Raw genomic sequence first — 13361 nt, forward strand, 5'->3', positions numbered from 1 at the left:
GCGGGGACGGGGGCATTGCAAACAAACGCTATCGCATGAATGTCCGGGAACGCACTTTTTCAGCGTTCCGAATCGCGCAGACTGCCCCGCAGGATGAGGGGAAACCATGCGTAGCAAGCTGTTCGTGCCCGGCGCACGCCCGGAACTGTTCGACAAGGCGATGGCCGGCGCGGCCGATGTCCTGTCGTTCGACCTGGAGGATTCGGTGCCGGAGGCCGGCAAGGCCGCCGCGCGGGTGCAGGTCGGCGCGTTCCTCCGCCGCGACGACGTCACCGCCAGCGGCCGCCTGCTGATCGTGCGCTGCAACGGCACGGATACCGCCCATTTCGCCGCCGACCTGGCGGCGGTGGCGCTGCCCTCGGTCTGGCTGCTCAACCTGCCCAAGGTCGAATCGGTGGCGCAGGTACGCGACGCCGCCGCGGCCCTGGAACGCGCCGAGGCCGGCAACGGCGTCGCGCGCCCGATCAGCCTGCTGCTCAATATCGAGACGCCGCGCGGCCTGCGCCTGGCCGCCGACCTGGCCACCGCGCATCCGCGCGTGGCCGGCCTGCAGCTCGGGCTGGGCGACCTGTTCGCGCCCAACGGCATCGCCCGCACCCCCGCCAACGTCCACGCCACCCTGTTCGCGCTGCGCCTGGCCGCGGCCGAGGCCGGCGTGTTCGCCTGCGATGGCGCCTTCCCCGATGTCGGCGACGAGGAGGGCTTCCGTGCCGAGGTGACGATGGCCCGCGACCTGGGCTTCATCGGCAAGAGCTGCATCCACCCGCGCCAGGTCGGCCTGGCCAACGCGGTTTTCGGCGTCTCCGACGCGGCGCTCGCCGAGGCGCGCCGCATCGTCGCCGCGGCCACGGCCGCGGCCGCGCAGGGCCGTGGCGCGTTCCTGTTCGAGGGACGCATGATCGACCTGCCCTTCCTGCGTCGCGCCGAGGCGCTGCTGGCCGCCGCCGGCGGTACGCGCACCGCTTCCTGACCCCCTGCCCTGCCGAGCCACGTCGATGTCGATACCCGCAGTTGCGCCCGCCCCCTCCCTGCCCCGACGCCTGCTGCGCGGCCTGCGCCTGTTCGCGGCGACGGCGCTGCTGGCGCTGGGCGGCACCGCGGCGGCGGAAAACCTGAGCACCGTGGCTTCCGGAAGCCTGGCGCCGCTGCCGGCCGGCGCCGACCAGCCACGGCTGCTGGTGGTCGACGGCCGCGACGTCGTGCTGTCCGCCGGCAAGGCCTGGGCACTGGCCAGCGACGGCAAGGCCTGGCAGCCGCTGACGCTGGCGCCGGCCGGGGCCACCGCCGACGTCCGCATGGCGGTCAACGCCGGCGGCCAGACCTGGCTGCTGCGCGGCACCGCCGACGGCAGCGACCGCCTGCAGGGCGTGCGCCTGCAGGGCGACAGCCTGGCGCTGGGGCGCACGCTCGCCCTGCCGGTGGCGCTGCGCCAGGCGCAGGTGGCCGCGCTCGGCGACGTGCTGTACGCGGCCGGCACCGGCGCCGATGGTTCGATGCGGCTCTACCGGCATGCGCTGGCGGCCGAGGCCGGCGGCTGGCAGGCGCAGCCGGCCTGGCCGGCGCCGGGTCCGCTGGTGGCGCTGCAGGGCCAGAAGAACGGCCTGTACGCGGTCATCGGCGATGCGACCGGCGACGCGCTGTGGCGCTGGACCGTGGACCAGGGCTGGCGGCAGGCACCGGAACCGGAAGGACACATCCTGCCCGGCTCGCTGCGCGCGCTCGGCCAGGCGCACCTGCTGATGCTGGTGCGCGACGCCGGCGCCACCCGCCTGCGCACCTTCCACACCATCACCAGCGCCTGGGCCACGCTCGATGCGCCGGCCACGGCGGCCGCGCCGGCACCGCTGGCCATCGTCGCGCGCGGCAACGGCCTGGCCTGGGCCGGCGCCGACGGCGCCGTGCACTACGCCGAGGTGCAGGGCGGCAAGCACCTGCTCGGCTGGCTGGACTGGAGCGTGATCGTCATCTACCTGGTCGGCATGATCGGCATCGGCGTGTACTTCTACCTGAAGGACCAGACCGCCTCGGAGTCGGAGTTCTTCGTCGGCGGCCGCAGCATCCCGTTCTGGGCCGCGGGCATCAGCCTGTACGCCACCAACACCAGTTCGATCAGCTTCATCGCCATCCCGGCCAAGGCCTTCGAGACCAACTGGCAGTACCTGACCAACAACCTGGTCGCGGTGCTGGGCCTGATGTTCGTGGCGGTGTGGATCGTGCCGCTGCTGCGGCGGCTGGACCTGATGAGCGTGTTCTCCTACCTGGAGACGCGCTTCCACCCGGCCATCCGCATGCTCGCCAGCGCGCTGGCCATCGCCATGCAGGTCGGCAGCCGGTTGAGCGTGATCCTGTTCCTGCCGGCGCTGGCGATCGCCACCATCACCGGCATCGACGTGGTCTGGAGCATCCTGATCATGGGCGTGTTCACCATCATCTACACGGTGATGGGCGGCATGCGCGCGGTGGTGTGGACCGACTTCGTGCAGGTGTTCGTGAAGATGGGCGGCGCGATCTTCGCCATCGGCTTCATCGTGTGGACGCTGGGCGCCGACTTCGACGGCATCCGCGAAGCGGCGATGGCCGAGCACAAGACCAAACTGCTGGACTTCAGCTTCGACCTGACCAAGGCCACGGTGTGGGGCTTCATCTTCCTGGTCGTGTTCGACGTGGTGCTGACCTTCCCCAAGGACCAGGTGCTGATGCAGCGCACGCTGGCGACCAAGTCGGACAAGGAGGCCGGGCGCTCGATCTGGATCTTCGCCGCGATCATGATCCCCGGCGGCTTCATCTTCTACAGCATCGGCACCGCGCTGTGGATGTACTACAAGCACAACCCGGGCCGGCTGGACCCGCTGCTGCCGATCGACGCCACCTTCCCGCTGTTCATCGCCGCCGAGCTGCCGCCGGGCGTGACCGGGTTGATCATCGCCGGCATCTTCGCCGCGGCCATGTCCACGCTGTCGAGCATCATCAACAGCGTGGCCACCCTGCTGTCGGTGGACTTCTACGACAAGCTGGCCAGGAACCCGACCGAGCGCGGCAGCGTGCGCTTCGCCGAGATCATGACCGTGGTCGTCGGCCTGGCCGGCATGGGCCTGGCGCTGGTGCTCTCGCGCTACGACATCCACTCGCTGTTCGACGTCTCCATCGAACTGGCCGGCCTGCTCGGCGGCGGCTTCGCCGGCGCCTACACGCTGGGCATGTTCACCCGCCGCGCCAACTCGCCGGGCGTAGCCATCGGCATCGCCGGCAGCATCGCGCTGACCCTGCTGGCGTGGTCGTTCGACCTGGTGCACCCGTACTTCTACCTGGGCATCTCGATCCTGCTGTGCATCGTGATCGGCTACCTCGCCAGCCTGTGCTTCCCGGCGCCGGCGCGTTCGCTCAAGGGCCTGACCATCTACCGGCAGGACGCCACATGAACGGCGGGCGCGCGACCGTGACGTTGGTCGGATGCCGCGCGCCATGCCCTGCTGTAGCGTTGCCCGGGACCCGGAGGGCATAGCCGTGGAAACCCAGTTCCTCAATACGTTCGTCACCGTGGTCGACCGCGGCTCGATGGCCGCGGCGGCGCGCTCGCTGCACATCACCCCGGCCGCGGTCGCCCAGCAGATCCGCACCCTGGAGCGCGAGCTCGGCGCGCCGCTGATCGCGCGCGCCGGGCGCACGGTCAGCGTCACCGCCGAGGGCGCGCGCATCCTGCAGCGCGCGCGCGACCTGCTGCGCGACGTGTCCGACCTGCGCAGCGTGGCCAACGAGAGCGGCATGGCCGGCGAACTGCGGCTGGGCGCCTGCCCGACCGCGCTGGCCGGGCTGGTGCCGGACATCCTGGCGCGCATGGTGGCCAAGTTCCCCGAGATCAACGTGTTCATCCGCCCCGGCTATTCGGCCGACCTGTATGGCGCGGTGGAAGCCGGCGACCTGGACGCGGCGATGGTGCTGCAGGCGCCGTTCTCGCTGCCCAAGACCTGCGACTGGCAGCTGCTGCGCGAGGAACCGATGGTGGTGCTGGCGCCGGCGCGGCTGGCCGGGCGCGACCCGCACGATCTGCTGCGCGACGAACCGCTGATCCGTTACGACCGCCACGAGTGGGGCGGGCGCCAGGCCGACGAATACCTGCGCCGCGTCGGCATCGTGCCGCGCGAGCGATTCGAGCTCAACGCGCTCAACGCCATCGCGGTGATGGTGGACCGCGGCCTGGGCGTATCGCTGGTGCCGGACTGGGCGCGGCCGTGGCCCGAGGGCTTGGCGGTGGCGCGGCTGCCCCTGCCCGCGCCGTGCGAGCCGCGCCGCATCGGCATGGTCTGGTCGCGGTCGTCGGTGCGCATCCGCCAGGTCAACGCGCTGCTGGAAGAAAGCCGCGCCGAACTGTTGCCCGGCAGGTCCTAGCGCGCCTGCCGCCGGCCGCCGGCCGCCGCGCGGACCGGCCCGACCCGCAACAAATCCTAGGCAATGAACATACGATTCCGCGCTTCTATCGTCATGAAGCCGCACCTAGTCTTCGGCCATGACCGGCCGGTGCGTGGCCAGACCCCGTAGAGGGTCGCCCTCCACCCCGGCCCGGCGGGCGCAAGCCCGGACGCGATATCCGGCACGTTCGACTCCCCGGTCGTCGGCGCCGCAATCCACTTCGGGGGGAGAGAATCAATGATCAAGCCACTTCCGGCCGCCATCGGCATGGCCCTGCTCGCCGGCATGACCGGCGCCGCCTGGGCGCAGGACGCCCAGGAAAAGAAGGACGACAAGGCCGTCGACCTGGACCAGGTGATCGTCACCGGTACCCGCACCGCCACCGCCATCGACAAGATCCCCGGCGCCATCACCCTGGTGTCCAGGGAAGAAGTGCAGCGCACGCTGAGCCTGACCGAGGACGCGACCGCGGTGCTGGCGCGCACCGTGCCCGGCTACGCCGAATCCTCGCAGGCCATGAGCAACACCGGCGAGACCCTGCGCGGCCGCATCGCGCTGCGCCTGTTCGACGGCATCCCGCAGGGTTCGCCGCTGCGCGAAGGCAACCGCAACGGCACCTTCACCGACATGGGCGTGGTCGGCCGCATCGAGGTCATCAACGGCCCGTCCGCCTCCGAAGGCATCGGCGCGGCCGGCGGCATCATCAACTACATCTCCAAGGTGCCGACCGTCGAAGGCCACGAGACGGAAGTGATCTCGCGCTACTCCACCCAGTTCGGCGACGACAGCGCCGGCTGGAAGCTGGGCGTGAACCATGCCTACAAGGGCGACGACTTCGACGCGCTGCTCAGCGCCTCGTACATCGACCGCGGCATCTCCTACGACGGCAACGGCCGCCGCATCGGCATGAACACCAGCGGTTCCACCTCCGATTCGGAAGCGCGCAACCTGTTCCTGAAGGCCGGCTACAACTTCGGCGAGTCCGGCGCGCAGCGCCTGCAGGCCAGCTACAGCCGCTTCAAGATCGAAGGCAAGGCCAACTACCACCAGGTCGAGGGCTGCCGCTACGACCCGGTGTCGTGCCCGGTGCCGACCACCAACACCTCCGAGCGCGGCGCCATCGCCGGCTCGCTGGCCGAGTTCAACGACTTCACCCAGTTCGCGGTCAACTACAGCAACGGCGACCTGTTCGGCGGCACCCTGGTGGCCGACTACTACTGGGCCGACCAGGCCATGCGCTACCTGCCGGAGAACGGCGACGACAAGCAGCTGGTCAAGGTCGGCCCCGGTTTCGACGAGAGCCAGCGCATCTACGACCAGTCCGAGATCACCTCGAAGAAGCAGGGCCTGCGTACCTCGTGGACCCGCGGCGACGTGTTCGGCGTGGAAGGCCTGCAGCTGCGCGCCGGCGTGGACCTGGTCAAGGACGAGGCCGCGCAGCGGCTGGCGCTGACCGACCGCCTGTGGGTGCCGCCGATGAAGTACACCAGCACCGCGCCCTACGCCCAGCTGACCTGGGACATCGGCCCGGTGACCCTGAGCGGCGGCCTGCGCCGCGAGGACGGCGAGCTCAAGGTCGACAGCTACACCACCACGGCCTACCGCAACAGCGTGTTCGTGCAGGGCGGCGGGCTCAAGTACACCGAGAACATGAAGAACCTCGGCGCGATCTGGCGCGTGACCGACGAACTGTCGGTGTTCGCCTCCTACGGCGAGGGCTTCGGCCTGCCCAACATCGGCATCCCGCTGCGCAACATCAACGTGCCGGGCCAGTCGGTGGACCGCATCGCCGACCTGCAGGCGATCATCGTCGACAACCGCGAGTACGGCTTCAACTGGCGCGGCAACCGCGGCGCGCTGGGCATGTCCTATTACGACAGCCGCTCCGAGTTCGGCACCTCGCTGGCCATCGACCCGCGCAGCAACGACTTCATCCTCAGCCGCGCGCCGACCCGCATCAAGGGCTTCGAGGCCAACGGCGAGTGGCGCTTCAATGACGCGTGGAAGGCGACGGCGATCTACTCGCGCATCCGCGGCACCACCGAGTACTACCCCGGCTCGGGCCTGATCAAGAAGATGGGCGTGCTGGACATCAACCCGGACAAGATCGGCGCGTCGGTGACCTGGAACTTCGTCCCCGAGGCCAATGTCACCCTGGGCGCCACCAAGCTGCTCGACCGCGACCTGCGCGCCACCCACACCCGCGCCAGCGACGGCGAGGTGTTCCGCAATGAGGAACACACCCAGGGCTACGTGCTGTTCGACCTGGTCGTGAACTACGACACCGGCCGCTACGGCAAGCTGGCGCTGGGCATCGAGAACCTGTTCGACAAGCAGTACATCCTCAGCTGGTCGCAGCTGCCCGGCTGGCAGAACTACTGGTCCGGCCGCGGCCGCATGATCTCGCTGACCCACAGCATCAAGTTCTGATCGCTGCACGCCCGGCGGCGTCCCGGTTCACCGGGACGCCGCTTTCGTTTGCACGGCGGGGCGCGGGCCGGCATCACCCCGGCATTGCTGTGGCCTGAAGCAAGCGGACTTCCCTTTGCGCCGGCGCGCCCTGCGTCTAGGCTGGTCCGGCAACGCGCATCCGGCGACGACGCACGCCCCGCTCCCTCCCGCGCCCGCACCACCGGCCCCACGGAACAGCAGCATGCACCCCACCGCACCCACAACCGGCACCGCAGCCTCCCCGGCAGGGCAGTCACCATCGCGCTGGCTGCTGTCCGTGCTGCTGGCGGCCTGCTGCATCGTGCCGGCCGGGGCCCACGCCGACGACCGCTGGCAGCGGCTGGACGATTTCCTGCAGGCCAGTACCGGGCCCGGCCGCTTCCCCGGCGCGGTGGCCATGGTCGAGCACCGGGGCCGCGTGGTCTTCCATGGCCACTGGGGCCATGCCGACAGCGCCGGCACGCGGCCGCTGGATGAGGACGCCATCTTCCGCATCTACTCGATGACCAAACCGGTGACCTCGGTGGCGGTGCTGATGCTGATGGAGGAAGGCAGGCTCTCGCTGGACGACCCGCTGGCGCGCTACCTGCCGGCATTCGCCGACCGCCAGGTGGTGATTGGCGGCGACCCCGCGCATCCGCAGCTGGCGCCGTCGCCCAGGGCGATCACCCTGCGCCACCTGCTGACCCACACCAGCGGCCTGGCCGCGGCCTCGGACACGCACCCGACCGCGACCCGGCTGCTGACCGCCGCCGACGTCGACAGCGCCACCTCGCTGGAAGACGTGGCCGCGCGCCTGGCCGCCGTGCCGCTGGCCGACGCGCCCGGCACGCATTTCCATTACGAAGGCAGCAATACCGAGCTGCTGGCGCGGGTGGTGGAAGTGGCCAGCGGCCAGCCGTTCGCGCGGTTCCTGCAGCAGCGCATCTTCGATCCGCTGGCGATGCGCGACACCGGCTTCGAGGTGCCGGCCGCGCAGCGCGGGCGCGTGGTCGAACTGCCCACCGGCAACGACGACGGCAGCCTGCGCGTGGCCGACACCGCCAGCGCGCGCAGTCCGGGCGTGCGCCTGAAGGGCTACGACAGTGGCGCCGGCGGCCTGTATTCCACCGCCGCCGATTACCTCAGGTTCGCGCGCATGCTGCTCGACGAGGGCCGCGGCAACGGGCGGCAGCTGCTGTCGCGCAAGACCGTCGAGCTGATGATGGCCGACCAGCTCGGCGGTTTCGCGCCGGCGGTGCCCAGCCAGGGGCCGGGCGAAGGTTTCGGGCTGGGCGGCTATGTCGTCACCGATCCGGCCGCGCGCGGCAGGCTGGGCAGCGTGGGCCAGTTCGGCTGGTCCGGCGCCGCCTCGACCTACTTCACCATCGACCGCCACGAACGGCTGGTCGCGATCCTGATGCTGCAGTACCTGCCCGGCGGCGAGCGGCCGCTGGCGTCGCCGTCGACCCGCTTCTACAACCTCGTCTACCAGGCCCTTCCATGAGCTCCACCGTCCTCGTCGCCGGCTCGGCCAATCTCGATTTCGTGGTGCGCGCGGCGCATGTGCCGGCGCCGGGCGAGACCGTGCTCGGCCGCGGTTTCCAGACCTTCCCCGGCGGCAAGGGCGCCAACCAGGCGGTGGCCTGCGCGCGCGCCGGCGGCGCCGATACGCGCATGCTGCTGGCGCTGGGGGCGGACGACTTCGCCAGGCCCATCGAAGCCTCGCTGGCGGATGCCGGCGTGCGGCCGCACATCGTGCGCGACACGCAGCTGCCGACCGGCACCGCCTTCATCTGCCTGTCCGACGACGCCGAGAACGCCATCACCGTCGCCCCCGGCGCCAACATGGCGCTGCAGCCCGCGCACCTGCCGCCGCTGGACGGCGTGCAGTGGCTGCTGCTGCAGCTGGAAACGCCGCTGCCCACCGTGCTGGCCCACGCCCGGGCCGCGCGCGCGGCCGGGGTCCGGGTGGCGCTCAATGCCGCGCCGGCGCAGCCGCTGCCGGCCGACCTGCTGGCCGCGCTGGACCTGCTGATCGTCAACGAAGGCGAGCTGGACGTGGTGGCCGGCCAGCCGCCGGACCTGGCCAGCGGCCTGGCGCGGCTGGACGTGCCGTGCGTGATCGTCACCCTCGGCGCGCGCGGCTGCCTGGCGCGCAGCGAAGGCCGCATCCTGCTGCAGCCGGCGTTCGCCATCGCGCCGGTCGATACCACCGCCGCCGGCGATACGTTCTGCGGCACCCTGGTGGCGTCGCTGGCGCGCGGGCAGGCGCTGCCGCAGGCGCTGCTCGCCGCCAGCGCCGCCTCCGCGCTGGCCTGCACCCGGCTGGGCGCGCAGTCCAGCATCCCCGGCCATGCGGAGGTTGCCGCCCTGCTGGCCGACGCCGCGCGCGTTCCCGGCCCCGACGCCCATGCCGCGCTGGCGGCGTGGTGCGCGCTTTGACCCTTTCAGTTTCCGTTGGATGAATGCCATGACCACGCCGTACACCACGCCCGATTACGACAACGAAGCCGCCGACCACGGGCGTGAGGCGATCACCACCGAATACAAGTTCTCGCACGTCACTACCGGCCGCTACCTGCCCACCCCGGGCAAGGCGCCGGCCTGGCCGTTCGCCGACATTGGCAGCTGGATGATCGACGCCAACGCCAGCGCCGCCGACTGGCTGACCGAACTGAAGGACTGGCGCCGCGAGCACCTGGTGCGCATCGGCTACACCGACGCCAACTACCGGCGCCCGGAACTGCAGTGGGCGCAGCGCAACTTCGTGCATGCGCAGATGATGGTCGAGGACCGCTACTTCTTCGACGTGGAGACCGCGCAGTACACGGTGGACCGCTATCTCGACGACCTGGTCGCGCGCTTCGGTGGGATCGACTCGGTGCTGATCTGGTATGTCTACCCGAACATTGGCATCGACGACCGCAACCAGTTCGACCTGGCGCATACCCTGCCCGGCGGCATCGACGGCCTGAAGGCCGCGGTGCAGGCGTTCCAGCAGCGCGGCGTGCGCGTGTTCCTGCCTGCCAAGCCGTGGGACCACGGCACCCGCGACCCGGGCGTGACCCACTGGGATGGCATGGCGGAGATCATCGAAGCCACCGGCGCCGACGGCATCAACGGCGATACCTTCAACGGCGTGCCGCGCGCGTTCTTCGACGCCTGCGACGCCCGCGGCAACCCGGTGGTGGTGCAGCCCGAGTCCACCATCAGCGCCGAAGAGCAGCTGATCTGGAACGTGCAGAGCTGGGGCAAGAAGGCGCCGGACGGCCCGGTGCCGCCGGTATCCAAGTGGAAGTGGCTCGAGCCGCGCCACATGGTCAACTACGAGAACCGCTGGGGCCGCAACCGCAACCACGACCTGCAGTACTGCTTCTTCAACGGCATCGGCTACAACGCCTGGGAGAACATCTGGGGCATCTGGAACGCGTTCACGCCGCGCGACGGCGAAACCCTGCGCCGCATCGCCGCCATCTACCGCCAGTTCCCGCAGCTGGTGGTGTCGATGGACTGGGAGCCCTACCAGGTCTGCTACCAGGGCGGCATCTTCGCCAGCAGGTTCCCGGTCGATGGCCTGTGCCTGCACACCTTCATCAACCGCAACGAGTACGCGGTGGACGGCGAACAGATCGGCCTGCCGCACGTGGACGGCACGCGCTACTACGACGTGTGGCATGGCGCCGAGCTGGCGCCGGCGGTGCGCGACGGCGTGGCGGTGATCGAGCTGCCGATGGAAGCGCGCGGCTTCGGCGCGGTGCTGAGCGTGCGGCCGGGCGTGGCGCTGGAGGGCTTCGATGCGTTCATGGCCGAAGCTGCGCGCCGCGCCGAACGGCCGCTCAACAGCCATTCCGGCGCCTGGAAGGCGGCCCCGCAGCAGTTGCGCGCGATCGCGGCGACGCCCGCGCAGGCCACCGCGCCGGAAGGCATGGTCACCATTCCTGCGGGCGAGTTCGTGTTCGCCGTCGGCGGCGTGGAGATCGAGGGCTTCAACTGGGCCGGCCAGGACGTGCAGTACCCCTGGGAGGACTGCCCGCGCCGCCACCATCGCCGGCGCATGCAGATGGCCGCCTTCCACATCGACCGCCACCCGGTCACCAACGCGCAGTTCAAGGCCTTCATCGACGCCACCGGCTACCACCCGGCCGACGCCATCAATTTCCTCGCCCACTGGGTGGACGGCGCGCCGCGCGCCGGCTGGGGCAACAAGCCGGTGACCTGGGTGTCGCTGGAAGACGCCCGCGCCTACGCCGCGTGGGCCGGCAAGCGCCTGCCGCACGAATGGGAATGGCAGTACGCCGCGCAGGGCGGCGACGGCCGGCTGTACCCGTGGGGCAACGACTGGGACGCGAGCCGCGTGCCGCGCGTGAACCGCGGCCGCCGGATCCTGCCGCCGGACGACGTGGACGCGCACCCGCGCGGCGCCAGCCCGTTCGGCGTGGAAGACCTGGTCGGCAACGTGTGGCAGTGGACCGACGAGTTCGTCGACGAACACACCCGCGCGGCGATCCTGCGCGGCGGTTCCAGCTACCAGCCGCAGACCTCGCACTGGTACTTCCCGCAGGCCTGGCGCCTGGACCAGCACGGCAAGTACCTGCTGATGGCGCCGGCCAAGGACCGCAGCGGCATGCTCGGCTTCCGCTGCGTGGTGGACGCGGCATGAGCGCGGCCCTGCACGGCGGCCAGCAGCTGGCCGCGCCGGCGGCGGTGCGCCTCGACGGCCTGTTCGGGCAGATGCTCGCGGCCAACCGCGGCGGCCGGCTGAGCCATTTCATCGTCGACGAGGACAGCCCGTCGATCCGCATCTTCGGCCAGGCGCACAAGCAGCAGAACCAGGAAGGCGACTGGTACGGCGAGCATGCCGGCAAGTGGCTGTCGGCCACCGCGCGCGCGGTCGCGCAGGGCGGGCAGCCGCAGCTGGAAGCCAACCTGCGCCGCGTCGCCGACTGGCTGATCGGCCAGCAGGACGACGACGGCTACCTGGGCACCTACGCCGCCGACCGCCGCTTCACCGTGCCGCAGCCGCCCAGGCCGGAGAGCTGGAACGGCGAGCCGGCGCTGCGCACCTGGGACATCTGGACCCACAGCTACCTGGTGCTGGGGTTCCTTGAAACCTGGCGCGCCCTGGGAGACGAACGCTACCTGCAGGCCGCGCGCCGCATCGCCGACCTGTGCTGGCAGGCGCTGGAGTCGGGCATCGACATCACCACGCTCGGCAACCACCACGGCATGTCGGCCACGGTGCTGCTGGACCCGGCCGCCGACCTGTACCTGGCCACCGGCGAGCCGCGCTACCTCGCCCTGGCCGAGATGATCCTGCAGCAGGCCAACACCAACCCGCGCCTGGCCCTGCTCGACAAGGCGCTGGCCGGCGAGGACGCGGCCTTCATCGCCACCGGCAAGGCCTACCAGCTGTGCTGGAACCTGGTCGGCCTGGCCAAGCTGTACAAGGCCACCGGCAACGATGCCTACCGCGCCGCTGTCGATGCGCTGTGGCACAACATCCGCGAGCAGCACCTCACCCTCGGCGGCGGCCCCTGGGGCGGCGTGGCGCACCGCTCGCGCGAGGTGTTCAACGCGCCGCGCACCTTCTTCCCGCAGGCCTACGTGGAAACCTGCTCGGTGCTGGCGTGGATGCAGCTCAACCGCGAGCTGCTGGCGATCACCGGCCACGCGCGTTACGCCGACGAGCTGGAACGCAGCGCCTACAACGACCTGCTGGCGGCGATGGCGCCCGATGGCGAGGACTGGTGCTACTACACCTTCCCCAACGGCCGCCGCGTGCACACCACCTACTGGCGCTGCTGCAAGTCCTCCGGCGCGATGGCGGTGGAGGAACTGCCGCAGATCGCCTACGGCACCGCCGCCGACGGCAGCCTGCGGGTGAACCTGTACGGGCCCGGCCAGGCGACCCTGCATCACGCCGAGGCCGGCGCGGTGACGCTGCAGCAGCAGACGCGCTATCCGTTCGACGGCCAGATCACGCTGCGGGTGACGCCCGAACGCGCCGCCACCTTCGGCATCGGCCTGCGCATACCGGCCTGGGCCGAGGACGCGCGCATCCAGGTCAACGGCACCGCCGTGCCGGTGCGGGCCGGCGCGGATGGCTTCGTGCAGCTGCAGCGGCGCTGGCAGGCCGGCGACATCGTCAGCGTGGCGCTGCCGATGCAGCCGCAGCTGCAGCGCGCGGCCAACATCAACGTGCAGGAATCGCGCGCGCCGGACGGTTCGCCGGTGGCGCAGGAAGTACTGCGCTGGGAGTACGTCGGCCTGACCCGTGGCCCGCTGGTCTACGCCACCGGGCTGATCGACGGCTACAAGACCGGGGAGACGGTGAAGCTGCCGGCCGGCGATCCTTCGACGTGGCTGCAGGTGGGCGAGGACCAGGGCGAAGGCGCGCCGGTGACGATGCGCCTGGAATGCCGCGCGCCGCTGCTGTTCGAGCCCTACTACCGCTGCGGCGGGCGCGTGCACGGCGCCTGGCGGCTGACCTGGCTGTCGCTGGCGCCGGTGCCGTGAGGCGC

Annotated in this window: 8 protein-coding genes; all 8 read left to right on the forward strand. The window is 71.0% G+C overall.

From position 1 onward, the window contains the following. Window positions 1-106 precede the first annotated feature (106 nt). The 8 genes from AC06FP_RS04130 to AC06FP_RS04165 all read left to right on the forward strand — a co-directional run bounded on the left by AC06FP_RS04130 (window position 107) and on the right by AC06FP_RS04165 (window position 13356). Window positions 107-970 carry an HpcH/HpaI aldolase/citrate lyase family protein gene (locus AC06FP_RS04130; protein WP_478074592.1) on the forward strand — a complete coding sequence of 288 codons (864 nt, stop codon included), beginning with the start codon at window positions 107-109 and terminating at the stop codon, window positions 968-970. A gap of 25 nt (window positions 971-995) precedes the next feature. Next, complete coding sequence (locus AC06FP_RS04135) at window positions 996-3419, forward strand: sodium:solute symporter family protein (RefSeq protein ID WP_478074593.1); 2424 nt, start codon at window positions 996-998, stop codon at window positions 3417-3419. Window positions 3420-3504: 85 nt separating this feature from the next. Next, window positions 3505-4386 carry a LysR family transcriptional regulator gene (locus tag AC06FP_RS04140; protein ID WP_478074594.1) on the forward strand — a complete coding sequence of 294 codons (882 nt, stop codon included), beginning with the start codon at window positions 3505-3507 and terminating at the stop codon, window positions 4384-4386. Window positions 4387-4644: 258 nt separating this feature from the next. Further along, entirely contained in the window at window positions 4645-6837 is a 2193-nt protein-coding gene (locus AC06FP_RS04145; RefSeq protein ID WP_478074595.1) for a TonB-dependent receptor, read from the forward strand. Between the two features lie 223 nt (window positions 6838-7060). Beyond that, a complete protein-coding gene (locus AC06FP_RS04150; RefSeq protein ID WP_478074596.1) occupies window positions 7061-8344 on the forward strand; it encodes a serine hydrolase domain-containing protein in 1284 nt (427 codons plus the stop codon). Continuing rightward, a complete protein-coding gene (locus tag AC06FP_RS04155; protein WP_478074597.1) occupies window positions 8341-9282 on the forward strand; it encodes a ribokinase in 942 nt (313 codons plus the stop codon). Before AC06FP_RS04150 ends, AC06FP_RS04155 begins: the two co-directional genes overlap by 4 nt. A gap of 28 nt (window positions 9283-9310) precedes the next feature. Next, the gene (locus AC06FP_RS04160) at window positions 9311-11500 is read left to right on the forward strand and encodes a formylglycine-generating enzyme family protein (RefSeq protein WP_478074598.1); all 2190 of its coding nucleotides are present in this window, start codon (window positions 9311-9313) and stop codon (window positions 11498-11500) included. Beyond that, on the forward strand, window positions 11497-13356 hold the full coding sequence (locus tag AC06FP_RS04165; protein WP_478074599.1) for a glycoside hydrolase family 127 protein: 1860 nt from the start codon (window positions 11497-11499) through the stop codon (window positions 13354-13356). The genes AC06FP_RS04160 and AC06FP_RS04165 overlap by 4 nt, the downstream gene beginning before the upstream one ends. Window positions 13357-13361 lie beyond the last annotated feature (5 nt).

The sequence above is a fragment of the Stenotrophomonas sp. Steno-Z2 genome (genome assembly GCF_056393235.1).